Below are 23,544 nucleotides of genomic sequence, written 5' to 3'. Positions count from 1 at the left end.
AGCGAAAAAGGGGAACGCCGGAATTTTTTCGGCGCTCCCCTTTTTCGCGGCGTCTGGGGCGATTGCGACGCTTGGCCGGGAAAGGACGATCTCCATCTGATCGATCGGCGGATTTTTGCCGTTGACGGGCGGCGTCGCTTTTTGTAAAATATTAATGTACTTTTGTTTATTAGCGATGAAAGAGGTGTTATCCATTGGAAGCGAATAAATTGCAGGAACTTCTGCGCAGCAATCTGGACTCGATGCCCTCCAAGGCGCGCCGCGTCGTCGAATACCTTCTCACTCACATGCGCGAGGCGGCCTTCGTCTCCATCGGCGACGTGGCCGAGCAGCTGAACGTCTCCAAGGCGCAGCTCGTGCGCGTGGCGCGCATCCTCGGCTTCACCGGCTACGCCGACCTCAAGAGCGCGCTCAAGGAATCGGTGCTCGAACAGGTTAATCCCGCGGCGATGCTGGCCCGCGCCATGAGCGAAGAGGGCGATCTGTCGGAGCGCATCCGCCAGATGGAACACGCCAATCTCGAAGACACGTGGAACCGCCTGCGCGTCGAAGACGTGCGCGCGTTCTGCGAACTCGTCAAATCGGCCGAGGGCATTTACTGCGCCGGCTGGAGCATCTCCGGCATGATGGCCGAATGCCTGCACAGCCGCCTGCGCGAGTTGGGGCTGCGCGCCCATCAGATGTACCCCGGTTCCGGCTGCCTGACGCTGATCGAGCAGGCCCGCAGCGTCCGCAAAAGCGACCTGATCATCGCCTTCGACCTGCCCAGCTATTCGGTGCTGCTCACCGAGGCGCTGCAGCGGGGCCGGCGCAACGGCGCCAAAATCGTCACCATCACCGACAGTCCCGCCGCGCCGATCTGCAGCGACGCCGACCTGTCGTTCTTCGTCAGCGACAACAGCCCCACCTTCGGCAGCAGCCTGATCGGACCGTTGTTTTTGATCCACATCCTCACCTCGCGTCTCTCCATCGACATGGGCGACGACGCGATGAACGCGCTGGCCGAGCAGAGCAAGATCCTCCGCGACGAGCGCCTGTACCATCCTGTCTACTCGCTGCGGTATTGATTCTTTTTGAATAAAAAATCCAGCCTGAACGGCTTTTCCGATCGGAACAGCCGTTCAGGCTGGATTTTTTATCGGGAGCGGGCGAAGCGTTCACAGGCGTCCACAAAATTGCGGGCGAGCTGCGGGCTGCCGGCGAAGTGCAGGTGGAGATACGAGGCCAGCACGTTCGCGCTCGCGTAACCGGCGGCATACGCCGCGCCGGTACGCTTTTTGACGAAACGCCAGGCGGCGCTCGCTTCCGTCCCCTCGTCGGGCTGCACCGAGGAAAAATGGAACTCGTGGCCGCGCACGACGGTTCCGGCGGGACAGAGTACGGTGTCGCGCAGAGCTGTGGCCTCGACGTAACCGACGGTCTGCAGCTTGGGGTTCATGCGGCACGCGGCGGGGATCAGGCCGGCCATGGCGAATGCGCGCCCTTCGAAATCGGTCAGCGAGCGCGTCAGGTACATGTAGCCGCCGCATTCGGCGTAGATGGGCATGCCGGCGCGGGCCGCCGCGGCAAGTCCGCTTTTCATCGCGTCGTTGGCGGCGAGACGTGCGGCGAACATCTCCGGGAAGCCGCCGCCGAAGATCAGGCCGTCCGCGTCGGGAGGCTCCTTGTCGTCGAGCGGGCTGAAGAAGACGAGCCGCGCGCCGGCGTGCTCCAGTTCGGCGAGGCTTTCCGGATAATAGAACGAAAAGGCCTTGTCGCGCGCCACGCCGATCACGGCCCGGCGATCCGCCGCGGGCGGGACGGGACGGGGAGAAAATTCCAGCGCCGGCGCTTCCGCGGCGATCCTCAGCAGCGTCTCGAGATCGACGGAACGTTCCACGCACTCGACCAGCGCGTCGAAGTCATGTTCCCCGCTTTCTTCCGCGGGCAGCAGGCCGAGGTGCCGTTCCGAGACGGCGAACCGTTCGTCGCGTTTCAGAGCGCCCAGCACGGGGATACCGAGGCGGTCCATGGCTGCCGCGATCATGTCGCGGTGCGCGTCCGAGCCGAGACGGTTGAGGATCACGCCGCAAAAGTCTACGCCGCGGTCGTATTCGCGAAATCCCAGCGCCAACGCCGCGGCGCTGTCGCCCATCGACTTGCAGTCGATCACCAGCGCCACGGGGGCGCGTAGCTTTTTGGCGATCTCCGCGGTGCTGCTGACGCCGCCGCGCCCGCCGTCGTACAGCCCCATCACTCCTTCGACGACGGCGAGATCGGCTTGCGAAGAGTTTTCCGCGAACAGGCGCTCCATCGCCGCCTCGTCCATCAGCCAGGTGTCGAGATTGTGCGCGGGGCGTCCGCTGGCCTGGGCCAGATAGCCGGGGTCGATGTAATCGGGGCCGATCTTGCAGGCCTGCACGGCCAGGCCGCGCTTTTTCAGGGCAGCGAGGATGCTGCAGGTGAGCGTTGTTTTGCCGCAGCCGCTCTGAGTGGCGGCGATGACGAGACGGGAGAACTTTTTCAGCGCGCTCATGGTCGTTCACTTCCTTTCGCCGAAGCGCTCCCGCTCCGGCCTATGCTGTCGCTATAGCAAACGCACCGTAAAACAAGATCTCCCACGGAGGCACAAAGGCTCGAAGAAAAGCAGAAGAAAGACATGAGGGGAAAGTACCTTTCCCATTTCAATCTCCGCGTCGCCGCTTCTCCGCGGCGGATGTCGTTCAAAAACTTCCGACGTTCCTAGAAGGTAACGCGCCCTTCTTTGAGCCAGCGGGCCAGGTCGAGGGCCGAGTAGGTGACGATCACGTCAGCTCCGGCGCGCGCCAGGCTGTACGCCGCTTCGGCGACGGCGCGCGGTTCGTCGAGCCAGCCTTTGGCGGCCGCGGCCTTGATCATGGCGTACTCGCCGCTGACGCAGTAGGAACCGACGGGCACGGGGCTGATCTCTTTGACGGCGCGCAGCACGTCCAGGTAGAGCAGGCCGGGTTTGACCATGATCATGTCGGCGCCTTCTTCGATGTCGAGTTCTGCTTCCTTGAGTCCCTCGCGCGCGTTGCGCGGATCCATCTGGTAGCCCCGGCGGTCGCCGAAGGCCGGCGCGGAGCCGGCGGCGTCGCGGAAGGGGCCGTAGAACGCCGAGGCGTATTTGACGGCGTAAGAGAAGATGATCTTGTCCTTCATGCCGGCGGCGTCCAGTCCGGCGCGCAGGGCGGCGACGTGGCCGTCCATCATGTCGGAGGGAGCGACGACGTCGGCCCCCGCCGCGGCCTGGGAAACGGCGATGCGCGTCAGGTACTCGAGCGTCTCGTCGTTGTCCACCTTTTCGCCGTGAAGGATGCCGCAGTGGCCGTGCGAGGTATATTCGCACATGCACACGTCGCCGATGAAAGTGATCTCGGGAAAAGCTTTTTTGCCGACGCGCAGCGCCTGCTGGATGACGCCGTTCTCGTCCCACGCGCCGGTACCGGTCTCGTCCTTGCGCTCGGGCAGGCCGAAGAGCAGCACGGCTTTGACACCGCAGCGCGCCATCTCTTCGAGGACGAGCGGGAAGGTGTCGGGGCTGTAACGTTTCTGCCCGGGCAGCGAGGGGATGTCTTCGACGATGCCGCGGCCTTCGCGGATGAACACGGGGTAGATGAACATATCGGCGCTGAGGCGCGTTTCCGCGACGAGGTTGCGGAGCGCCGGGGTTTGGCGCAGTCTTCTCGGTCTGACGATCATGATCTGCCATCTTCTTTCAAAGTATTGATAAGGTCTTCCAGCGTCGCGCGGGCGGCGACGCGGATGTTTTTCAGCCCCAGCCGTTCGGCTTCGCGCGCGGTCTGCGCGCCGATGCAGCAGGCCAGCGGCGCTTCCAGTTCGGGGCAGGCTTTTTTGAAGCCGCGCACGGTGGAGGCGCTGGTGAACAACACGGCGTCGACATTTACGGGCTGAAACGGAGCCGCAAGCGTTTCGGTTCGGTAGAGGGGCACTTCGCTGAAAACGACGCCGCGGGCGCGCAGCGTCTCGGTCAGCTCGGGCGAGCCGTCGAGCGCGCGGAACAGCAGCGCGGAGCCGCCTCGGCCGGCCAGTTCTTCGGCCAGATGGACGCCGTCGTAAACGGCGGGGACCAGATCGGGACGGAGCCCGCGCTCGCGCAGCGCCGCGGCTGTGGCGGGGCCGATGGCGGCGATTTTGGCCGCCCCCAGTTCGCGCACGTCGCGCCCTTCCGCGGCCAGACGCGCGAAGAAGCATTCCGCGCCGGTGGCGCTGGTGAAACCGACCCAGTCGTAGCCGTCCAGCGGCGGCAGTTTCGTCTCCAGCGGCGCGGCGGCGATGCAGGGAAATTCCACCACTTCGGCGCCGAGGTCGCGGAGCATCCGCGACAACCGTCCCTGACGGTTGGCCGGGCGCGTGACGAGCACTTTTTTGCCCCACAGCGGCAGTTTCTGCCGCCAGGCGAACCGCGACGCCAGAGCGGCTGCGGGGCCGACAAGGATGACGGCCGGCGCGCGCAGCCCGAAGTCGCGGGCTTTGCGTTCGAAATCGCCCAGAGTCCCGACGAGCGCGCGCTGGCGGGCGGTCGTGCCCGATTCGACGGCCGCCGTCGGCGTGTCGGCGGCGAAACCGCGCGCCAGCAGCTGCGAACAGATCTCCGCAATAGCGGCCGCGCCCATCAGAAACACGAGCGTGCCGTTCAGCCGCGCCAGCGCGTCGTAATCCTGCGCGGCGATGCCGCCCTCCTTGGTGTGGGCGGTGACGATGTGCAGCGAGTTGGCGAGGCCGCGGTGCGTGACGGGGATGCCGGCGCACTCCGGCGCGGCGATCGCCGAAGCGACGCCGGGCACGACCTCGTAGGGGATGTCGTGCGCCAGCAGCGCTTCGATCTCCTCGCCGCCGCGGCCGAACAAAAACGGATCGCCGCCTTTGAGGCGCACGACGTTATGTCCATTCAGCGCTTCGCGCACGATCAGAGCCTCGATCTCGCGCTGCGGCACGGGGTGGCGGCCGCCCTCCTTGCCCACGTCGATACAGCGCGCGGTGCGGGGCATGAGCGCCAGCACGCCGTCGCCGACGAGGCGGTCGAAGATCACGACTTCGGCGCGCTCCAGAACTTCGCGGCCGCGGCAGGTGAGCAGCCCGGGATCGCCCGGACCGGCGCCGACGAGCCAGACTTTGCCGACGGACATGAGATCACCTCATCTTTCCGAGAATTTTTTCGGCCAGCATTTCGCCGAGCCGCTGCGCTTCTTCGCGGCGTCCCGTCAACGACGCGCGAAGTTTCAGGCCGCGATTTTCGTCGGCGAAAAAGCCCGTCAGCTTCATCTCGCCGCCGCGAAGCTGCGCGCACGCGCCGACGGGCGACGCGCAGCCGCCGCCGAGCGCCGCCGAGAAGACTCGTTCGGCGCGGGCGCAGTCCGTCGCGTCAGGGTCGAAAACGGCGTCGAGCCAGTCTTCGTTTTTGTCGCCGGCGCGTCCCTGACAGGCGAGGATTCCCTGTCCCGGCGCGGGGACGATCTCGTCGATCGAAAAGTAACGGCTGACGCGCGCGTTCAAGCCGAGGCGCGCCAGTCCCGCGGCCGCGAGGATCAGCGCCGAGAACTGGCCTTCGTCGAGCTTGCGCAGGCGCGTGCCGACGTTGCCGCGCACCGGACGCACCTCGGCGCCGGTAAACAGATCGAGCGCCTGCAGGCGGCGTCGTGCCGACGAGCAGCCGATCACAGCGCCGTTCATGGCCGAGATTCCGTCGGGCAGCACGAGCGCGTCGCGGGGATCGCCGCGGCGGAAGCAGGCGAGCAGCGGCAGCCGTTCGTTCACGGCGGCGGGCAGGTCCTTGAGGCTGTGGACGGCCACGTCGATGCGGCCGGCGAGCAGGGCCTCTTCCAGTTCCCGCGTGAAAAGTCCCTTGATGCCGAACGCATCCGACGCTTCCGAGAACGGTTTCATGTTCACGTCGCCGCTGGTGGCGATGGGCACGAGTTCGAGACGGTATTCGGGATGGGCGCGCCCGACGGCATCCATGACAAGGTGCGTCTGCGCCAGCGCCAGATCGCTCTTGCGGCTGCCAAAACGAAGGATTTTCATCGGCGGTTTTCTTCTTTCCTATGGAGTTCTTCGGCGACGATCCCGGGCCAGATCTCTCTGAGGCGGTCGGCCAGGCGGCGCGTCAGAGCCGGATCGAGTCCGCCGCTCGACGCCGATACGGCGGCCGCGCCGCAATGAATCAGCGCGGGAAAGTAAAAAGTGCCCTCGGCGGCGTTGTCGGCGATGCTGACGGGGACGCCGCGTTTTTTCGCCGCGGCGGCGATCAGGCGGTTCTGTTCGCGATTGTCGGTGGCGGCCACGGCCAGGACCGCGCCGTCGAGGTCGCTCTCGCGCCATTCGCGCGCGGCGGTGTCGAAACCGTCCCATCCCTCGCAGAACACGACGGCGACGGCGCGCACGTCGGCGCCGCAGCTTTTCAGCGTTTGCGCGCGCCGCAGGGCGACGGGGCCGCCGCCGATCAGCAGGGCTTTCTTGCCCTCGAGTGGCAGCAGCATCGGAAACAGCGGCGGACATTCGAGTTTCATCTCGCGCCGCAGCCACAGCATCGCTTCGTCGACAGTCGCCCCTTCTTCGTCGCCGCGGCCGATAAGAATGACGCGCGCGCCGCGGTTCTGCGCCGCGCGCAGCTTTTCCTCCATGCCGCCGGACGCGCCGCCGTCCTTGGTGACGATCACCGTCGCGCCGGTGGCCGCGAGCATTTGCTCGTTCATGGCGGCGCTGAACGGTCCCTGCATGGCGATCAGGTGCCCGGCGTCGTAGCCCAGCGCCTCGCATTGGGCGATCACGTCCGACGTGGGCAGCACGCGGGCGAAAAGACGCTCCTTTGCGCGGCTTACGCCCGCGAAGGCCGGCAGCTCTTTGCTGCCCACCGTGAGCAGGACTTTCTCGCCGCCGCCGTCCAGCAGCGCCGCCGCCTCTTCCGGCGTGGCGACCGCGGTCACGTCGCCGAACAGCGGCGTTCTGGCGCGCGCCACGCGCAGCAGCTTCACGCCCGTGCGTTCGCAGGCGCGGCGCACGTTCTTCGTCACTTCCAGCGCGTAAGGGTGCGTGGCGTCGATCACGTGGGTGACCTTCTCGGCGCGGAACAGATCTTCCATGGCCGTTTCGTCGAGACGGCCCGTGAGCACGCGCACGTTTTCGAGCCCTTCAAGCAGCTTGGCGCCGTAAGCGGTGGCCACGCAGCAAACGGCCGGCACGCCGCGGCGCAGCAGTTCGCGCGCCTCGGTCGTGCCGCCGAAGACCAGCAGCCGCCCGTTCATGGCCGCTGATAGCCGCGCGGCGTGACGAGGCGGCCGTCGAGGAATTTCGTGGCGCTGCTGCCGACGATGGCCGTGCAGAACATGTCGAGCTTCTCGTCGGCGAGTGCCCCCAGCGTGGTCAGATGCGCCTCTTCGCCGTCGCGCCCGGCGCTGCGCACCCATCCGGCCGCCGTGTCGGCGCTTTTCGTCTTCAGCAGCGTTTCGCAGGCCAGACGCAGATTGTCGGGACGCCCGCGGCTCATGGGGTTGTAAAGGCAGATCACGAAATCGCCGGCCGCGGCCGCTTCGAGGCGGCGCGCGATCAGCTTCCACGGCGTGAGCAGGTCGCTGAGGCTGACGACGGCGAAGTCATGCGTCAGCGGCGCGCCGAGCACGGCCGCGGCGGCGCAGGCCGCCGTGACGCCGGGCACGACGGTCACCTCGTCGCGTCCCGCCGCCACTTCGAGCATGATGCCCGCCATGCCATAAACGCCGGGGTCGCCGCTGGAAACGACGCCTACCGTGTTCCCCGCCAGCGAACGGCGCAGCGCGTCCTCGCAGCGCTGCACTTCGCCCTTCATGGGCGAGACGACCAGTTCCTTGCGTCCCTCGAAACGGGGCGCGATCAGGTCGACGTACGTTTTGTAGCCGACGATGACGTCGCATTGTTCCAGCGCCGCGAGCGCGCGCGGCGTCAGCTGGTCTTCGCCTCCGGGGCCGAGGCCGACGACGTAGATCATGCTTGCGCCTCCGTATCAGAAACGTTCTTCATGGATGGGTCCGCCTTTTCCGTGTGATCGAAAAATTTTCGCCGCGCCAGCGCGAAAGTGACGCCGGGATAGCGCGCTTTGCCGCGCAGCAGGGGGCCGAGCCCCGAAGCCAGAACGGCCGCCCGTTCGCAGACGTTGCCCACGCCCGTGACGTCGAGGACTTTTTGCGAATGAGAGAACTGCCCCGGCACGGCGGCGAGTTCCGCGGCCGGGAACGTGAGAAAGGGAACGCCCAGCTCGCGCGCCAAATCCGCCAAGCAGGGTTCGTCCTTTTTCAGGTCGATGGAAGCCAACGCGCAAAGCGACAATTTCGAGACTCCCGCGCCGCTTAAAAAATCGTCCAGCGCCGCGCGCAGAGCCGCGCTCGTCGTACCGCGCTTGCAGCCGACGCCGAGCGCGAGGTTGCGCGGCCGCAGCCACAGCGTCACCGGCCAGGGCGCGGGCTGTTCCATTTCGGTGACGGCGACGCCGATTTTTTCGCCGTCGAGCGCGGCCGCGGAAACGCTCTTGACCGCGCCGATGTTTTCGACGGCGCAGTCGTGTTCTTTCGCCCATACGTCCACGGCTTCGACCTTATGGACGTCGGTCGCCGTGGTGATTATCGGACGGCCGCCCGTCAGCGCCGCGACGCGGCGCGCCAGCTCGTTGGCGCCGCCGAGATGCCCCGAAAGCAGCGAGATCACGTTCCGTCCCCGATCGTCGAGACAGACGACCGCGGGGTCGCGCGTCTTGTCCTTCAGGCACGGAGCGACGGCGCGCACAGCAATGCCGCAGGCCGAGACGAATACCAGCGCGTCGCTGGAGGAAAAACGTTCGCGCGTCCAGACGGCGATCGAGCCCGTCAGAGGCGAGACGTCTCCGCCGGCGTAGCGGGGCGGGGCCCAGGCCCGCCCGCCGAGACGGGCGGCGATCAGCCGGGCCAGTTCCGTCCCGTCGCGCGTGAAGGCGACGGCGTGAAGGTACGTCATCGGCTGGCCTTGCGGAAGCCGTGCGAGAACGAGGCGTCGTAGAGCCTCGACAGCTCGTAGTCCTCGCCGAGGAATCCACCCACGAGGATCAGCGCCGTGCGGCGGACGCCCGCTTCCGCCGCCATGGCCGCGATGGTCGAAACGTCGCCGCGCAGCACCTTCTGTTCGGGCCACGACGCCTTGTAGACCACGGCCGCGGGCGTGTCGGGCGCGTAACCGCCCCGCATCAGCGCCGCGCAGGTCTCTTCCAGCAGACCGGAGGAAAGGAACAGCGCCATCGAAGCGCCGTGAGAGGCCAGCGACGCCAGCTTCTCGCCGGGAGGTACCGGCGTGCGCCCCTCCATGCGCGTGATGATCAGCGTCTGGCTGACGGACGGCAACGTGTATTCCGCCTCCACGGCGGCCGCGGCGGCGCAGAACGAACTGACGCCGGGCGTGATGTCGTAGGCGACGCCCAACGCTTTGAGCCGGTCGATCTGCTCGCGGATCGCGCCGTAGATCGACGGGTCGCCGGTGTGCAGCCGTACCACTTCAAGGCCGCGGCGGTCGGCGTCGGCCATTTTCTCTATCACCTCGTCCAGCGTCATCGAAGCGCTGTTGTAGATCTCGCAGCCTGCGGGCGTGCCGTTCAGCAGTTCGGGATTGACCAGCGAACCGGCGTAGATCACCATGCCCGCCCGCGCCAGCAGTTTCGCGCCGCGCAGCGTGATCAGGTCGGGCGCGCCGGGGCCGGCGCCGACAAAGTGGATCATGTTATCGTCCTTCTTTCTGTATGCCGGCGGTGAACGCCGAAAAGATGGTGACGGGGTTCTGCGCGGCCATAATGAGCGTGCCGCCGATCTTTTTGGCGCGGCCGACGGCCACCTGTACGGCGTCGAAATCATGGAAGCCGGCTCCGGCGAGGTTCTCGGCCGCGGCCGCGTAGGTTTTGAAGGCTACCGCCGAGACGACGACGCGGATCCCTTCGCCGAGCGCGGCGACGGCGCGCAGCAGCTCCGGCAGTTCCGGGCCGCTGCCGCCGACGAAGACGTGCGTGGGGCGCGGCAGCGACGGCAGCACGGCGGCGTTGTCGCCCTCGTACAGCGCGACGTTGTGCCGGTGGAACTTTTTGACGTTGCGGGCGATCAGCGCCGCGGCTGCGGGATTTTTCTCCACGGCGCAGACCCGACCGTCTGCGCAGAACAGCGCCGCCGCGACCGTCACCGAGCCGGTACCCGCGCCCAGATCCCAGAGCGTCGAATCGCGGCGCAGACGCAGCTCGTCGAGGATCGCCGAGCGCACGGTCTCGCGCGTCATCGGCACGTCCGCGCGGAGAAAATCGTCGTCTCGCGGGCGCGCCTGCGGCGCGCTCCACGGCGAAGGATTTTCGATCAGAACCAACGACAGGTCGTCGTATTCCCGCGCCGCCAGTTCCGCGGGAGAACCGCGGCTGAGGCGCTGGTCGCCGTAGCTGAGCCGCTCGCCGACGGTGAGACGCAGGTGGTGCATGTCCCAGTCAGCAAGCAGGCGGCAGAGGCGGCGCGGGTTCCACTGCGGCCCGCAGAAGAAGATCGTCTTTCTGTTCTGGTCGGTGGCGTCGAGGACCTTCGCCTCGCCGAGATCGCGCCCGTGCCCGGAGAGGACAACGGCGTCGATCCACGTTTCGCGTGCGGCGGCGCACAGGCTTTGCAGCGAACTGACGCCGGGGATCACTTCGAGGTCGTCGCCGGGGAAGCGTTTTTTGAGCAGCGGCAGTAAACTGAACACGCCCGCGTCGCCGGAGACGAGCACGGCCACGGAATTTCGGTCGAGCGCGGCATCGACGGCGGCAAACGTCTCCTCGAATTTGCCGAGGGCGATGACGTTGGGATGGCCGCCCGCCAGCGCGCGATGGCGCGGCGCGGCGACCACACACCCGGCGCGCCGGATCGTTTCGCGCGCGGTGGATGTCAGTTGATCGGCGCCGCCCGGGCCGACGCCGACGACGAAAAGTTTATTGCGCATGGGCGAGTTCCTCCGCGAAGGCCGCCGCGCCGGCGCTCGCGCCCAGCAGTCGGCCCTGATTGTCGATAAAAGCGGCTTCCACGGCGAGGTCGCCGAACATCCGCTCGCGGCAGCGCTTTGCCGTCACCTCGGCCAGCGTCGTCCAAAGGAAGTCGAGCTTTTCTTCGCGGACGATCTGCATGGCGACCTCGGTCGTAGTGCTCTCGTAAAGTTTCCTGACGATCTCGCGTCCCGCTCCGGCCAGAGCGGCCTGCGTGCAGAGGGCTTCGCGGCGGCCGTCGCCGGTGCGGTTGTAGGTGTCGAACGTTCCCGCGGCAACCTTGAGCAGCTTACCGGGGTGGCCGCAGATCAGCGCGCGTTCGAACTTGAGCCGCAGCGCCTCGTCGAGCACGAAGCCGATGTAGTTGCCCGTGTGCATGATGACGCGCCCGCCGATGTTCCATACGTGCCGCATGGCCTTTTCGCCGCTGTTGCCGAAGCACAGGCCGACGCACTTCAGCCCCGACGAAGCGAACGTACTCAGTTCCAGCGAGAACGAAGCGTAGACCGACTCGACGTTGTACGGCTTGACGATGCCTGTGGTGCCCAGCACCGACAAACCGCCGGTGATGCCGAGACGGGGGTTGAACGTGTGCGCGGCCTTTTCTTCGCCGCCGGGGATGGAGACGGTGACGCAGGCGCGGCGCGGGCCGATGACGGCGCGCAGCGCCTCTTCGATCATTTGGCGCGGCACGGGATTGACGGCCGCTTCGCCGACGGGGATTTTCAGCCCCGGCAGCGTCACTGTGCCCACGCCCGGGCCGGCCCTGAAGGAGACGGGGCCGTCGCCGTCGCCCAGTTCCACCGACGAGATCACCGTCATGCCGTCGGTGGCGTCGGGGTCGTCGCCGGCATCCTTGACGACGCCGCAGGCCGGAAAGACGTACTCGACGATGTCGAGCGTGAGTTCCTTGCCGGCGGGCGTGACGATGCGCACCTGCGCGGGGCACCGCCCCGTCGTCAGGCGCAGCGCCGAAGCCTGCGCGGCCGCGGCGGCGCAGCTGCCGGTGGTGAAACCTTCGCGCAGGCCGCGGCTATCGTGTAATTCCATAGAGCAGCGCGTTGAGGACCGCCGAGGCGACGGCGGAGCCGCCCTTGCGTCCCATGGCGGCGATCGAGGGCACGGCGGTGCGCGCCAGGCGTTCCTTGGACTCGATCACGTTGACGAAACCGACGGGCACGCCGACGACCAGCGCCGGACGGGCCTCGCCCGCGTCGATCAGCTCGCAGAGGCGGGTCAGCGCCGTCGGCGCGTTGCCGATGGCGAAGATGGCCTGCGGCGTCTCGCGCACGGCCGCCTCCATGCTCACCACGGCACGGGTGACGCCGCGCGACGCGGCTTCTTCGCGGACGGCGGCGTCCGACATGCGGCAGACGACCTGCACGCCCAGCGTCTGGCAGGCTTTTTTGTTGACGCCGGCGGCGGCCATCATCGTATCGGTGACAATGGTCGTCCCGGCGCGGAGCGCTTCGCGGGCGCGCCCGACCACGTCCGGCGTGAAGCGCAGGTTCTTCTGGAACTCGAAATCGGCGGTCGTATGGATGACGCGCATGACCACGGGCAGGTTCTCCTCCGGTCCTTGCCACGGTTCCATTTCGGCGGCGATCGTTCTCATGCTCGCCTGTTCGATCTCTTCCGGTCTCACAGCGTTCACCTCTTCTAAGGCAAAATTTCGTTTCACAGACACAGCGGCAGCGCCGCCAGCGCCAGCGTCAGCAGGCTGAGCGCGGCCGACGCGGCGACGTTCCACAGCAGCATGGACTGGGCGACGGCGCGCGGGAAAAAGCCGAAGTAATAGCCGGCGTTGGTGCGCACGAGCCGCGTGATCAGGCTCAGGCTGTTGCCGAAAAGCAGCGCGAAAACCGCCTGCGCGGTCGACAGCTCGCCCGCGGCCAGACTGCCCCCGGCCAGCGCCAGCGCCGCGGAAACGTGGGCGAAAGACGCCGCCGCCACCGCCATAGCTGGCAGAGGAAAAAAGACGCTGTCGCGCAGCCAGAGCTGTAGATATTTTTCCGCCCATGGCACGACGAGCACGGCGAGCGCGTAGAAGAACCACGCCAGCGGCAGCGTTTTCAGCAGCTTGAAGCCGAATCTCCGCGCCGTCTCGCCGCCCGCCGCCGTTTCTTCCAGAGGTCGGTCGTCGTGTTCGCCGCGGTTGAGAATGAAAAGCTCGAGCGCGAATTTCGCCGCCGAGCGCAACAGCAGCGTCAGCGCGAAGAACGCGCCCGCCCAGCCGGCCAGACTGCACGACAAAACCATCGTCGCGACCCAGCGGCGCGCGTAGGCCGGAAAAGCCAGCAGCAGCGTGCCCCATTTGGCCGTGCGCGGCGAAATGCGCCCGCTGTCCAGCGCCGAAGCTACCACGGCGGCGCCGGCTTTCGACGAGCCGATGCTGACGGTCAGCGCCGCGCCGAGCGTAGCGCCGATGCCCCATCGTTTCAGCCGCGGCAGGGCACGCCGCAGCGCTTTGTCCGCCAGCCCCGTGCGGACGATCAGCGCGCCGATCAGAAAACCGGCGAGAATATCGATCGTCAGCCGCAGTTCGCCGCGGAGCAGACGCGCCCAGTCCATGGTCAGCGCCACAGCAGCAGGATCGAAAGGTATTCCTCGGCCGGTTCCAGCGCCGCGCCGCCCGAGAAGATCTTCTGGTCGGGCAGACCGGCGCGGTCGATGCGCAGAATCTTGTTCCACGGGCCGGCTTCTTCCACCGTCGAGCGGAGCTGTCCGCGCAGCGCGCAGGGCTTGTAGACCGCGGCGGCGTCGGCCGCTTTCAGCGCGGCGGCGATCCGTTCGCGCGACGCCGTGGCGGGGACGATGGCGAGGATCTCGCTCCCCATGGCGAGGAACGAGCCGGACTTCGCCGCGGCCAGGCAGTGCGCCGAGATGCCGGGCGTCAGCTCGAGTTCCAGTTCGGGGACGATCTGCTTCCACAGCTCGTAAAGGTAGAAACCCGTGGCGTAGAGCGTAGAGTCGCCGATCACGGGCAGCACGACCGTCTCGGCGTTTTGCCAGAGAGGGCGCAGCTCTTCCAGCTGCGCTTTCAGCGCCGCGTCGCGGGATGTCGCGTCGCCGGTCATCGGAAACAACACCGGCGTCGTTTTCAGATCGGGCAGATGCGGTCGTACGGCCTGTTCGGCCACGCTGGCCCGCTCCGCATGAGAATGGGGGCTGAGCACCAGGTCGGCCCGCTTGATCAGTTTCAGCGCGCCGGCGGTGACGAAATCGGGATCGCCGGGACCGACGCCGGCAACGATAAATTTCATGGGATCACTCTCCGTAAAAAATGCGGATCAATTCCGCCCCGCCCGTTTTGAGCCCAAGCAGCGAGGGACGGCTCAGCCAGTACTCGGGGATCTGCGCGAGCTTGACGGAAGCGAGCGCCGCCGCCCACGGGCGGGCTTTGACCTCGTCGAGCGAGGCGCGGTTCATCGGCCCGTGCTGGACGAGGTAGACGTCCAGCCCTCCGGCGAGCAGCTTCATGACGCGCTCTACTCCCCAGGGAGCGACGGCGCTGCCGCGGCGGATCGGTTCGGCTTCCGCGGCGGCGTTTACGCCTCCGGCCAGTTCGATCAGATGCGCCGCCCACGAATCGGGGGAACAGGTGTGCAGTTCCTTGGCCGTAGCTTCGACGAAGACCGACGGCGCGGGGCGGCCGCCTCGTCGGGCCGCCGCTGCCTGCCGGATTTCATCGCAGGCTTGCGCGAACTGGGCTTCCGCCGCCTGCGGATCGACGCCGATCAGCGGCGCCAGCGCCCGCAGGTAGGCGGTGAAAGAATCCCACGAGGGCGGATCGAAGCGCATGACGGGAACTCCGGCGCGTTCGAGCACGCCGCGCAGTTCGGGATTTTGCTTTTCCACCAGCGTGCGCGTCAGCACGAGATCCGGCTTGAGCGCCAGCAGCGCCTCGGCGCCGACGTTGAGGGCGAAGCGCGGCAGATCGGTGAGGCGCGATGGTTCGTCGTTTTTCGACAGCGCGATCAACCTTCCCTCGCCGCCCAGGGCGATAATGTTGTCGGTGTGCCCCGAATAGAGCGAAACGATGCGCTCGTAAGCCGTCGCCGGCGCGGCCCAAACGAACGCCATCAGAAAAATGGTCAGCGTTTTTTTGAAGGATGCCATGCTTTATCACCTTCGGGCGAAATGTAGGGGACGAACGGCGTGTCGTAAAGTTTTTCCAGCACGCCGCCGTCGATGCGATCCGCGCGCCCGGCGGCGATCAGTTCGCCGCCGCGGAGAGCGAGATAACGGTCGGCGCAGGACAGCGCGGCGTTGATGTCGTGGGCGACGACGATCACGGTTTTCCCGCCGGCGGCAAGCCCGCGCATGAGGCGGAAGGCATGCTGGGCCTGGCGGGGATCCATGGCCGAAGTCGGTTCGTCGAGCAAAAAGACGGGCGGATCCTGGGCCAGTACCATGGCGAGGAGCACGCGCTGCCGCTCGCCGCCCGACAGTTCGGTGACGGGGCGGAAGAGCAGCGGCGCGATTTCCAGACGCTCGGCTGCCGCCTGAATGGCACGGTCGTCCGCGGGCGAGCGCCGAGCCAGCAGACGCTGGTACGGCAGACGGCCGAAACCGATCACGTCGTAGACGCTGAAAGCCGCTTTCATGACCGCCTGCTGGGCGACGACGCCGAGCAGGCGGCCGAGCTCGCGGCGAGGACAGCGCCGGATCTCGCGCCCGCCGAGCGCGAGGCTGCCCCGATAGGGCAAAAAACCGCCCAGCGTTTTGAGCAGCGTGCTTTTGCCGCTGCCGTTGGGGCCGATCAGAGCCGTCACCAACCCCGGTTCGACCGAGCCGGAAACGCCTCTGAGGACTTCGCGGTCCCCGTAGCCGGCGCTGAGATCGCGCAAACAATACGAAAGAGACGGCGCGGTCATTTTCTTTTCACCAGAATCCAGCAGAAAAAAGGGCCGCCGATCAGCGCCGTGATCACGCCGACGGGCAGTTCCCCGAGACGCTGGGCCGCTCCGTCCGCCAGCGCCGTCAGCAGAGCGCCGGCGAGGAAGCTGAAGACCAGCAGCGGCCGGTGCGAGGGCCCGATGAGGAGCCGCAGGACATGCGGCGCCACCAGCCCCACGAAACCGATGATGCCGAAACTGCTCACGCTCATGGCCGTGCCCAGCGACGCGGCGCAGAGCAGACGCCGCCGCAGTTTTCTCTCGTCGACGCCGAGCATTTCCCCCTGCCCTTCGCCGAGCGAGACGGCGTCGAGCCGTCGCCCGTAAAGCCAGGCCGGGACCAGCGTGATCGCCGCGCCCAGCCAGACCAGACGCGCCGCCGCGGGCGAAGCGCCGGAAAAACTGCCCATCAGCCAGAGCACGATCGCTCCCAGCTTGTCGTCGGCGACGGCCTTGAGAAGCGTCACCCCCGCCGAGAGCACGGCGTTGGCGATGATGCCCGCCAGCACCAGATACGCGCCGCTGCCGCCGTTTTTGCGCGCGATCAGATTGACCAGCGCCAGCGAACCGAGCGCGCCGGCGAACGCCGTCGGCGTCACCGCCAAGCGGTCGAAGAAAAATCCCACCGCGCCGCCGAACGCCGCGCCCGCGGCGATGCCCAGCGTGTAAGGTTCGGCCAACGGATTGGCCAAAAGCCCCTGCAGGACGACGCCCGAGACGGCGAGCAGCCCCCCGGCTCCCGCCGCCGCGAAGAACCGCGGCAGGCGGACGGCGCGGATCACCAGCGCCTCGGCGGTCTCGCTCTCGGCGGCGGGAAGAAACGGCGAGAGCAGTTCAAAGACGCGGGAGAGTGGAATATTCCACTCTCCCTGCGTGATTCGCCACAGCGCCGTCAGAAAGAGCAGAACGCCGAGCGCCGCTCCGAGGCGGAAGTATCGCGCACGAAGTTGCGAACGCCAGCGCTCGAGATTTCCGACAGGCGACGGAGGCATGTTTACTTCATCATTTCCTTCAGGTGTTCCACGAAGGCGGCGGTAACGTTCTTGTCCTCGCCAAGGCCCTTGATGTAAGTCTCGACGGCGAAGCCTTCCTTCTTGAGGATGCTGTACCAGGACTCCGGATCGTCTTTGTCGGCCATGTCGTTGTTGGCGTGGTCGCCGGCCACGATCATCAGCGGCGAGACGAGCGTCTTCTTGTAGCCGGCTTTCTTCAGCGCGGCGACGACGTCTTCGATCAGCGGCGTGTTCTCGACGGTGCCGATGAAGAAACGGCCGTCAGCGACTTTGTTTAGGGCGACCTGAAGCTGGCTGTACATGGCGTTGGCGATATGGTGCGGCGTGCCGTGTCCCATCAGCACGACGGCGGTGTCCTTGCCGGCGAGTTTTTCGAATCTCTTCACGAGGATCGCGGCCATCTCGTCGCAGCCTTCGACGCTGGACAGGAACGTCTTGCCGAGGCGCAGATCCTTGATGCCGTATTTGCCTTTCAGTTCGCCCCAGGCTTCGACAACATTCTTGATCTCGTCGTATTCGGCGCCGGGGATGATGTGCGTCGGCATCACGCCGACCGTAGCGAACCCTTCGTCGTTCAGCTGCGCCAAAGCCATGACGGGCGTGGGGGGAACGTTCTTCTTGCCTTCGCGGGCCAGCTTGCGGCGGATGATGTTGGAGGTAAAGGCCAAGCGCACCTCGGCGCCGGGGAACGCCTTTTTGGCGGCGACGACCAGATTGTCGATCGCTTTGCGGGCGCTGGGCATGGAGGTGCCGAAAGAGGTGATCAGGATGGCCTGTTTCTCTTCCTTTTTGGCTTCCTTGGCGCAGGCGATCCCGGAGAAAGCGACGGCCGCGAGGGTGACGGCGAGAATCATGGACTTAAAGGACATATTCATCAGACGACCTTTCATGAAATTTTTTTCCGAAGCTCGGGCCTCGGGAGACAAAAAAAGACACGACCCTGCGTCGTGTCCTTCCGCCGCGGCTGTCACTGGTCAGCCGCACAGGAGTTCGCCCACGCAAACATTCCCCCTTTGCAAGCTCCCTTTAAAGAATATTCTGGCTTCTCTTCATCCTCGTCCGAGTCTTCCCAATAACGCGATCAGTGACGTGCTTCGGATTTGTCCGAGTTACAGCGGCGGGGCCGCGCCGGATTTCCACCGGCTTCCTCTTTAAACGGAGTTCCATGTTCGATTGCCGTCATTATAACACGGAGTCGCAGCCGCTTCAATGAAACATAACGAAGATGAAAACGTTTTTTGCGCGGCGGAAAATGACGAAGCCCCGGCTCCGTGCCGAAGAAACGCGCCGCCGAATTTTTGGGGGCGGACGCGGCGACAAAATTCTGCAATCGGCGCTTGCCAATTTGGCGGCGAAAAATTACCATATAACCGGTGATTGAAGAAAATATCGCGTTACATTTCTCATGGAGGTGCTTCTTAATTGGAAAATTCACTGCGCCTTGAAGTGGTTACATCGCTCCGCCCCGAGGCGGTCGTCGATCTTTACATGGATGCCGGCTGGTGGGAAGAGGGCTGGAGCGAAGACGTCATCCCCGCGATGGTGGCCAATTCCTTCCGGTTCGTGGCGCTGTTCGACGGCGACGAGCTGGTCGGCATGGGACGCGCCCTTGCCGACGGCGTCAGCGACGCTTACATTCAGGACATCGTGGTGCGCACCGATTACCGCGGTCAGGGCTGGGGGAAGAAGATCGTTTCCCGGCTTGTGAAGGAACTCCGCGCCGTCGGGATCGACTGGATCGGTCTGGTCGGCGCTCCGGGCACTCAAGCCTTTTACGAGAAGCTCGGCTTCAGCGAAATGCCCCAGTTCGTGCCCATGAAGTATCAGTGCTGAGCCGGACTGAAGACATAAAAGCATCCGTTTGCCTTGAAAAGGAGAATCGTGTAGAATTCTTGAAATGCGTCCTTGCCAGGGCGCGCCAAGCTGAGAAATGAGCCGGCCGGCGCGGAGATTCTGCCGCCGCTTTATCTGAGGAGGAAACAAATGGAACGTCTTGAAGATCTCCTGCTGGAGAGTTTGAGAAAACGCGCCGCCGCGGATGTGTTTTGGTGGGACGGGGAGTGGCTGAAGGGGCAGGCGCTGCTGGACGCCGTCGCCGCGGAACGTGAAGCGCTGACGGCGGCCGGTTTCAAAGAAGGGCAGCGGCTCATGACGCTGCTGCCCAACTGCCCGGCGCTGCTGACGTTGACTCTTGCCGTCTGGACCCTGAAAGGCACGCTGGTCCCGCTGAACATGCGCGCCGGCACCGACAATCTGCTGCCCACCATCGACCTCGTGCAGCCGTTCGCGATCGCGGTCGCGCGCGGCGACGCCAAAGCCGCAGCGGGCGTGCTGCGCTACCCCGTCGTGGAGATCGAGCCGACGACCGGCACGCTTGACAAATTCCGCGGCGTGGAACGCAAAACGACGACGCCCGACTGGGCCGTGTTCTTCACGACTTCGGGCACGACCGGCCTGCCCAAGGCCGTGCCGCTGAGCCACGAAAATTTCGTCGACAACGTGCGCTCGATCTGCAAACATTTCCCGATTTATCCGAGCGACACGATCATCTGGGCGCTGCCGAACTTCCACTCCTTCGGCCTGACGCTCTCCATGCTGCTGCCCCAATACGCCGGCGCGAAAGTCGCCGCCGTGCCCGCGTTCATGCCGCCGCTGAAAACGCTCGAGGCGATCCGCGACGCCGGCTGTACCGTGCTGTTCCTCGTGCCCGCCATGCTTGAGTTCCTGAAGCGTTCGGCCGCACACAATCCCATCGAGATCAACTCGGTCCGCGCCGTCATTACCGGCGGCGACCGGCTCAATACGATGCTCGACCAGGCCAGCATGGAGCTGTTCGGCCATCCCATTCTCGAAGGCTACGGCACGACCGAGTGCTCGCCCGTCGTCACCTTCAACAACGACGAAAAGACGCGCAAGCTCGGCACCATCGGTCCCGTCCTGCCCGGCTACGAGTGGAAAGTCTGCGATCAGCAAGGCAACGCGCTGCCGCCTGAAACGCCCGGCGTGCTCAAACTGCGCGGCAAGTCCGTGTTCCACGGCTACTACGAAGCGCCCGAAGTCACCGCCGAGCGCCTCGCCCCCGACGGCTGGTACGACACCGGCGACGTCGTCAAATACGACGCAGACGGCTATATCACCGTGCTCGACCGCCTCACCGACATCATCATCGTCGGCGGTTTCAACGTCTATCCCCAGGAAGTGGAACGCATCCTCAACGTCCATCCGTCGATCGCCCAGGCGGCCGTCGTGGCCATGCACCACCTCGTCAACGGCGAGATCCCGCGCGCTTTCGTCGTGCTCAAGGAAGGCGCTTCGGTCACCGACCGCGACATCATCGAATACTGCAAGGGCAAACTCGCCAACTACAAGATCCCGCGCAAGGTCGATTTCGTCGAGAGCCTGCCCGTATCGCCTTCGGGCAAGATCCTGCGCCGCAAGCTGAGAGAGCTTGAGTGACGTCTGTCCGATCCAAAATGTTTCGCCGCCCGGGCGAATTTTTTCAGAGGTGAGAGAAGAAGTGAAGAAATTTGTCCTGGCGCTGCTGCTGACGTTCGCATTCATGCCGGCGGCGTTTGCCGCGCGCATGCGGCTGACGGTGCCGGAAGAGGCGCCGATCGGTCAGCCTTTTTTTCTGGAGCTGCGCGCCAACGAAGCGATCGGCGACGTCACGGTGACGTGGCGCGGGCAAAAGTTTGTCCTCGCGCCGCGCCGCAACGCCGTGCGCACGATCCTCGGCGCGCCCAACGACGCGAAACTGGCCGGTTCGACGCTGCCCGTGCAGGTAGAGTTCGACTGCGGCGCCAAAGGCCGGATCCGGGCCGAACGAAAAATCAAAGTGACCGGCTACCGTTACCCCAAACAGGTGCTCACAGTCGCGCCGAAGATGGTCACTCCGCCTCAGTCGAAGTTGAAACGCATCGCCGAAGAGCGCCAGCTCGTGCGGAAAGCGCTGGCGACGCGCAGCAAAGGCGGCGTGCTGCCGCGCCGTTACGTGCCCCCCGTGCCGGGGATCCCCACCGCGTATTTCGGCGGCTTCCGCGTCTACAACGGCGTGCCCCGCAGCGGCCATGGCGGCCTCGACCTGCGCGCCGCCGTCGGTACGCCGGTCAGAGCGATCGCCGACGGCACGGTCGTGCTCGAAGGGGCCCATTATTTTTCCGGCGGCGCCGTCTACGTGGATCACGGCAGCGGCGTGCTGTCCGCCTATTTCCATCTGTCGAAGAACCTCGTCAAAGCCGGCCAGAAAGTGAAAGCCGGTGACGCGATCGCCCTTTCCGGCGCGACGGGGCGCGTCACCGGACCGCACCTCCACCTCAGCCTTTTCAGCGGCGGCGCGGCGCTCGATCCTCTGCCGCTGCTCGAACCACAAAGATTGCCCAAAGGCGTGGAAGTGCTGTACGAATTTTAGGCTTCGATTTTATTTATCCAAGGAGGAACCACGATGAAAAAAATCACCATGTTCATGTTCGAAAGCTGCCCTCACTGCAAGCTGGCCCGCAAGTGCCTCGACGAGCTGAAGGCCGAACACCCCGAGTACGCCGCCGTTCCGTTCGAGATGGTCGACGAGAAGAAACAGCCCGACGTCGCCGCGAAGTACGATTACTATTATGTGCCCACGTTTTTCGTGGACGGCGAGAAAGTTCACGAAGGGCACGCCGAGAAGGCCGACGTGGAAAAAGTCTTCAAGGCCGCCCTGGCATAGCGAGAAAATCGCACGCGAACGCCCCGCCTCACGGCGGGGCGTTTTCGTTTCGAACAGGTTACAGGAACTGAACAAAATTGCCGCTGCGGCTTCTTGATTCCCGCAAATTTATGTATAATGGCGGCAACGCATCTTTCGTCGGGCGCGAAAAAGCCCGACCGATCAGGAGGCTGATGCCCGTGTACAAGGAAACGATCGCCGCTCTTCTGGCGGCCGCTGTGCTAGCCGTCCCCGCCGCGGCGAAGGACGGCCGCGCCTCAAAACGCCCCGAACGTCCCGTGCTGACGACGGAGACGGCCCTTGAACTGGCCTGCGCGAACAATCCCTCGCTGGCGGCCGCCGAGGCCCGCATCGAACAGGCCCGGCAGCAGCTCGCCCAGGCCCGCGCCGACAAACTGCCCAAGCTGTACGCCGCGCTCGCCGGGGCGTGGCAGGGAGAAGAAGGAAAAATTCCCGCCGTGACCGTCGATTCGAAGACCGGACAAATTTTTAGTGGTTACGCCCTCAATTCCTTCGAAGAAGCCTATCAGGCCGCGCTCGGCGTGCAATGGCTGCTTTTCAGCAGCGGCGCCGTCGAGAACACGATCGCCGCGCGCACAATGGCCTTCCGCGGCATTCAGACCCGCGAAGTCCGCACCGGCCAGGCCGTGGAGAACGCCGTGCTCGTTTCCTATTACAACCTGCAGCGCGCCCGCGCCAAGCTGGCCGTGGCCGAAGAGGTGCTCGCGCTTTCCAAAGAACATCTGTCGCAGGTCAGGAACTTTTTCAAGTACGGCGTCGTCGCTCAGGACGAAGTGCTGCGCGTGGAAGTCGACGTCTCCAACGGCGAGCTGAACGTGATCTCCGCCAAAAACGCCGTGGACGTGCGCTGGCGCGCGCTCGAACGCGCCGTCGGCACCGAGCTGCGCTCGAAATTCGACCTGCCGGAGCCGGACCGGAACGCGGCGCCGAAAGACGCGCCCCGCTGGGACGAGGCCAGCCTTTACGCCCTGCGTCCCGAGCTGAAGGCGCTCGATTTCTCGCGCCGCGCCGCGCTGGCCGTCGCGGCGGCCGCCCGGGCTTCCAACGGGCCGAAGATCGTCGCCGGCGGCGAAGCATTCGCTCAAGGGCGCAATTTCTGGCCCGACGATCTGGACACGTGGAAGCTGTCGCTCAGCCTGCGATGGGATTTCTACGACGGCGGCAAGGCCCGCGCCCAGGTCAAGGAGTACAGAGCGCGGGCGCAGGAACTGCTCGCCCAGATCGAGGACGTGAAACGGCAAGTCGCGCTGGAGGTCTCGTCGGCGCAGCTGAACTTCGAATCGGCGCGCCAGCGCGTCGACGTGGCTTCGCGCCAGGTCGCCAGCGCGCAGGAAGATTACCGCATGGCCCTGTTGCGCTACAAGTCCAGCGTCGGCACCAACCTCGACGTGCTCGACGCCCGCACCGCCCTGACCAACGCCCGCACTCAGCTCGTCGACGCCGTCTACGACATGAACAGCAGCCGCGCCGATCTCGACTACGCGCTCGGCCTTTCGGAACGGTTCAAGCTGCCCGATGGCGTTCCGCCCGCGGCGGCAGGACGGAACGGCGCGAAAAATTGAAAAGCGGGGCGGCGGAGTGGTCGTTTTCATCGAACAAGCAGCCGTTTCGCCGCGCTCTTTTCGCGCTTTTTCGCCCGCCGAAGGCTCGTCGAAGGGACGACACAGGATGGAGGTTGTTCTCCCGAGCCGCACGCCGCGGGTAAATTTTCAGAGTAAATGCAACCTCGTCAAAGTAAATGCGACGGGGTTGCATTTACTTTGACAGGACAAAAGCAGCAAGCAGTCATTACGAACACATAATAACGATCAAGATTGCGCTAACGGAGCAAATTCAAGGGGATGAAAAGCTGTTACGAGGAAATTGTCCGAAAAAAGAGCATACAAAAGTGACCCTCAACTGAAA

The 23,544-nt window shown here is 65.5% G+C and carries 23 protein-coding genes and 1 riboswitch; of the genes, 6 read left to right on the top strand and 17 right to left on the bottom strand.

Annotated features, from left to right (window positions below; all coding sequences use genetic code 11):
* The first annotated feature begins 194 nt into the window (after nucleotides 1-194).
* The gene (locus tag D7D26_RS04705) at nucleotides 195-1,067 is read left to right on the top strand and encodes a MurR/RpiR family transcriptional regulator (protein ID WP_078016273.1); all 873 of its coding nucleotides are present in this window, start codon (nucleotides 195-197) and stop codon (nucleotides 1,065-1,067) included.
* 68 nt (nucleotides 1,068-1,135) lie between these two features.
* Here the strand turns inward: D7D26_RS04705 and D7D26_RS04700 are convergent, their stop codons facing one another.
* The 17 genes from D7D26_RS04700 to D7D26_RS04620 all read right to left on the bottom strand — a co-directional run bounded on the left by D7D26_RS04700 (nucleotide 1,136) and on the right by D7D26_RS04620 (nucleotide 17,806).
* Nucleotides 1,136-2,515, bottom strand: a complete 1,380-nt coding sequence (locus D7D26_RS04700) for a cobyrinate a,c-diamide synthase (RefSeq protein ID WP_120372236.1) — start codon at nucleotides 2,513-2,515, stop codon at nucleotides 1,136-1,138.
* 206 nt (nucleotides 2,516-2,721) lie between these two features.
* Nucleotides 2,722-3,702 (bottom strand): porphobilinogen synthase, encoded by a 981-nt coding sequence (hemB, locus tag D7D26_RS04695; RefSeq protein ID WP_120372235.1) that lies wholly within the window; start codon nucleotides 3,700-3,702, stop codon nucleotides 2,722-2,724.
* Nucleotides 3,699-5,150, bottom strand: coding sequence for a uroporphyrinogen-III C-methyltransferase (gene cobA / locus D7D26_RS04690; protein ID WP_120372234.1), 1,452 nt, complete (start codon nucleotides 5,148-5,150; stop codon nucleotides 3,699-3,701). Before cobA ends, hemB begins: the two co-directional genes overlap by 4 nt.
* Before the next feature lie 4 nt (nucleotides 5,151-5,154).
* Nucleotides 5,155-6,045, bottom strand: a complete 891-nt coding sequence (gene hemC, locus D7D26_RS04685; protein WP_120372233.1) for a hydroxymethylbilane synthase — start codon at nucleotides 6,043-6,045, stop codon at nucleotides 5,155-5,157.
* Nucleotides 6,042-7,265: a precorrin-6A reductase gene (cobK, locus tag D7D26_RS04680; RefSeq protein ID WP_120372232.1), complete on the bottom strand. Its 1,224-nt coding sequence runs from the start codon at nucleotides 7,263-7,265 to the stop codon at nucleotides 6,042-6,044. Before cobK ends, hemC begins: the two co-directional genes overlap by 4 nt.
* Nucleotides 7,262-7,984, bottom strand: a complete 723-nt coding sequence (gene cobJ, locus D7D26_RS04675; protein ID WP_120372231.1) for a precorrin-3B C(17)-methyltransferase — start codon at nucleotides 7,982-7,984, stop codon at nucleotides 7,262-7,264. Before cobJ ends, cobK begins: the two co-directional genes overlap by 4 nt.
* The gene (locus D7D26_RS04670) at nucleotides 7,981-8,982 is read right to left on the bottom strand and encodes a cobalt-precorrin 5A hydrolase (protein ID WP_120372230.1); all 1,002 of its coding nucleotides are present in this window, start codon (nucleotides 8,980-8,982) and stop codon (nucleotides 7,981-7,983) included. Before D7D26_RS04670 ends, cobJ begins: the two co-directional genes overlap by 4 nt.
* Nucleotides 8,979-9,734, bottom strand: a complete 756-nt coding sequence (cobM, locus tag D7D26_RS04665) for a precorrin-4 C(11)-methyltransferase (protein ID WP_120372229.1) — start codon at nucleotides 9,732-9,734, stop codon at nucleotides 8,979-8,981. The genes D7D26_RS04670 and cobM overlap by 4 nt, the downstream gene beginning before the upstream one ends.
* A gap of 1 nt (nucleotide 9,735) precedes the next feature.
* The gene (gene cbiE / locus D7D26_RS04660; protein WP_120372228.1) at nucleotides 9,736-10,965 is read right to left on the bottom strand and encodes a precorrin-6y C5,15-methyltransferase (decarboxylating) subunit CbiE; all 1,230 of its coding nucleotides are present in this window, start codon (nucleotides 10,963-10,965) and stop codon (nucleotides 9,736-9,738) included.
* Nucleotides 10,955-12,055 carry a cobalt-precorrin-5B (C(1))-methyltransferase CbiD gene (cbiD, locus tag D7D26_RS04655; protein ID WP_120372227.1) on the bottom strand — a complete coding sequence of 367 codons (1,101 nt, stop codon included), beginning with the start codon at nucleotides 12,053-12,055 and terminating at the stop codon, nucleotides 10,955-10,957. Before cbiD ends, cbiE begins: the two co-directional genes overlap by 11 nt.
* Complete coding sequence (locus tag D7D26_RS04650) at nucleotides 12,039-12,659, bottom strand: precorrin-8X methylmutase (RefSeq protein ID WP_233543464.1); 621 nt, start codon at nucleotides 12,657-12,659, stop codon at nucleotides 12,039-12,041. The genes cbiD and D7D26_RS04650 overlap by 17 nt, the downstream gene beginning before the upstream one ends.
* A gap of 23 nt (nucleotides 12,660-12,682) precedes the next feature.
* Complete coding sequence (locus D7D26_RS04645) at nucleotides 12,683-13,588, bottom strand: hypothetical protein (RefSeq protein WP_233543463.1); 906 nt, start codon at nucleotides 13,586-13,588, stop codon at nucleotides 12,683-12,685.
* The gene (locus D7D26_RS04640) at nucleotides 13,579-14,268 is read right to left on the bottom strand and encodes a precorrin-2 C(20)-methyltransferase (RefSeq protein ID WP_120372225.1); all 690 of its coding nucleotides are present in this window, start codon (nucleotides 14,266-14,268) and stop codon (nucleotides 13,579-13,581) included. The genes D7D26_RS04645 and D7D26_RS04640 overlap by 10 nt, the downstream gene beginning before the upstream one ends.
* A gap of 4 nt (nucleotides 14,269-14,272) precedes the next feature.
* Nucleotides 14,273-15,124 (bottom strand): ABC transporter substrate-binding protein, encoded by an 852-nt coding sequence (locus D7D26_RS04635; protein ID WP_120372224.1) that lies wholly within the window; start codon nucleotides 15,122-15,124, stop codon nucleotides 14,273-14,275.
* Nucleotides 15,100-15,855 carry an ABC transporter ATP-binding protein gene (locus D7D26_RS04630; RefSeq protein WP_233543462.1) on the bottom strand — a complete coding sequence of 252 codons (756 nt, stop codon included), beginning with the start codon at nucleotides 15,853-15,855 and terminating at the stop codon, nucleotides 15,100-15,102. Before D7D26_RS04630 ends, D7D26_RS04635 begins: the two co-directional genes overlap by 25 nt.
* Nucleotides 15,856-15,878: 23 nt before the next feature.
* A complete protein-coding gene (locus tag D7D26_RS04625) occupies nucleotides 15,879-16,895 on the bottom strand; it encodes a FecCD family ABC transporter permease (protein ID WP_120372222.1) in 1,017 nt (338 codons plus the stop codon).
* Between the two features lie 2 nt (nucleotides 16,896-16,897).
* Nucleotides 16,898-17,806, bottom strand: coding sequence for a sirohydrochlorin cobaltochelatase (locus D7D26_RS04620; RefSeq protein WP_233543461.1), 909 nt, complete (start codon nucleotides 17,804-17,806; stop codon nucleotides 16,898-16,900).
* 121 nt (nucleotides 17,807-17,927) lie between these two features.
* Nucleotides 17,928-18,105, bottom strand: a riboswitch (cobalamin riboswitch).
* A 233-nt stretch (nucleotides 18,106-18,338) separates the two neighbouring features.
* Here D7D26_RS04620 and D7D26_RS04615 point away from each other — a divergent pair.
* From D7D26_RS04615 to D7D26_RS04595, 5 genes are all read left to right on the top strand, one after another.
* On the top strand, nucleotides 18,339-18,749 hold the full coding sequence (locus tag D7D26_RS04615) for a GNAT family N-acetyltransferase (protein ID WP_120372221.1): 411 nt from the start codon (nucleotides 18,339-18,341) through the stop codon (nucleotides 18,747-18,749).
* Between the two features lie 150 nt (nucleotides 18,750-18,899).
* On the top strand, nucleotides 18,900-20,372 hold the full coding sequence (locus D7D26_RS04610; RefSeq protein ID WP_120372220.1) for an AMP-binding protein: 1,473 nt from the start codon (nucleotides 18,900-18,902) through the stop codon (nucleotides 20,370-20,372).
* A gap of 61 nt (nucleotides 20,373-20,433) precedes the next feature.
* A complete protein-coding gene (locus tag D7D26_RS04605; RefSeq protein ID WP_120372219.1) occupies nucleotides 20,434-21,324 on the top strand; it encodes a M23 family metallopeptidase in 891 nt (296 codons plus the stop codon).
* 33 nt (nucleotides 21,325-21,357) lie between these two features.
* Nucleotides 21,358-21,618, top strand: a complete 261-nt coding sequence (locus D7D26_RS04600) for a glutaredoxin family protein (protein WP_078016292.1) — start codon at nucleotides 21,358-21,360, stop codon at nucleotides 21,616-21,618.
* Between the two features lie 173 nt (nucleotides 21,619-21,791).
* Entirely contained in the window at nucleotides 21,792-23,201 is a 1,410-nt protein-coding gene (locus tag D7D26_RS04595; RefSeq protein ID WP_120372249.1) for a TolC family protein, read from the top strand.
* The last annotated feature ends 343 nt before the right edge of the window (nucleotides 23,202-23,544 follow it).

It is taken from the genome of Pyramidobacter sp. CG50-2, assembly GCF_003612005.1.
Lineage (GTDB): Bacteria > Synergistota > Synergistia > Synergistales > Dethiosulfovibrionaceae > Pyramidobacter.
The sequence above is the reverse complement of the archived record's forward strand: the minus strand, read 5'-3'. Positions and strand labels throughout refer to the sequence as shown.

What these genes read in the sequence shown, in the direction of transcription:
- D7D26_RS04610 (WP_120372220.1), top strand. Translation starts at nt 18,900, where the DNA reads ATGGAACGTCTTGAAGATCTCCTGCTGGAGAGTTTGAGAAAACGCGCC.
- cbiE (WP_120372228.1), bottom strand. Translation starts at nt 10,965, where the DNA reads ATGCGCAATAAACTTTTCGTCGTCGGCGTCGGCCCGGGCGGCGCCGAT.
- D7D26_RS04700 (WP_120372236.1), bottom strand. Translation starts at nt 2,515, where the DNA reads ATGAGCGCGCTGAAAAAGTTCTCCCGTCTCGTCATCGCCGCCACTCAG.
- D7D26_RS04670 (WP_120372230.1), bottom strand. Translation starts at nt 8,982, where the DNA reads ATGACGTACCTTCACGCCGTCGCCTTCACGCGCGACGGGACGGAACTG.
- cobA (WP_120372234.1), bottom strand. Translation starts at nt 5,150, where the DNA reads ATGTCCGTCGGCAAAGTCTGGCTCGTCGGCGCCGGTCCGGGCGATCCC.
- D7D26_RS04635 (WP_120372224.1), bottom strand. Translation starts at nt 15,124, where the DNA reads ATGGCATCCTTCAAAAAAACGCTGACCATTTTTCTGATGGCGTTCGTT.
- cobK (WP_120372232.1), bottom strand. Translation starts at nt 7,265, where the DNA reads ATGAACGGGCGGCTGCTGGTCTTCGGCGGCACGACCGAGGCGCGCGAA.
- D7D26_RS04640 (WP_120372225.1), bottom strand. Translation starts at nt 14,268, where the DNA reads ATGAAATTTATCGTTGCCGGCGTCGGTCCCGGCGATCCCGATTTCGTC.
- D7D26_RS04625 (WP_120372222.1), bottom strand. Translation starts at nt 16,895, where the DNA reads ATGCCTCCGTCGCCTGTCGGAAATCTCGAGCGCTGGCGTTCGCAACTT.
- cobJ (WP_120372231.1), bottom strand. Translation starts at nt 7,984, where the DNA reads ATGATCTACGTCGTCGGCCTCGGCCCCGGAGGCGAAGACCAGCTGACG.
- cbiD (WP_120372227.1), bottom strand. Translation starts at nt 12,055, where the DNA reads ATGGAATTACACGATAGCCGCGGCCTGCGCGAAGGTTTCACCACCGGC.
- D7D26_RS04595 (WP_120372249.1), top strand. Translation starts at nt 21,792, where the DNA reads ATGCCCGTGTACAAGGAAACGATCGCCGCTCTTCTGGCGGCCGCTGTG.
- D7D26_RS04620 (WP_233543461.1), bottom strand. Translation starts at nt 17,806, where the DNA reads ATGAAAGGTCGTCTGATGAATATGTCCTTTAAGTCCATGATTCTCGCC.
- hemB (WP_120372235.1), bottom strand. Translation starts at nt 3,702, where the DNA reads ATGATCGTCAGACCGAGAAGACTGCGCCAAACCCCGGCGCTCCGCAAC.
- cobM (WP_120372229.1), bottom strand. Translation starts at nt 9,734, where the DNA reads ATGATCCACTTTGTCGGCGCCGGCCCCGGCGCGCCCGACCTGATCACG.
- hemC (WP_120372233.1), bottom strand. Translation starts at nt 6,045, where the DNA reads ATGAAAATCCTTCGTTTTGGCAGCCGCAAGAGCGATCTGGCGCTGGCG.
- D7D26_RS04600 (WP_078016292.1), top strand. Translation starts at nt 21,358, where the DNA reads ATGAAAAAAATCACCATGTTCATGTTCGAAAGCTGCCCTCACTGCAAG.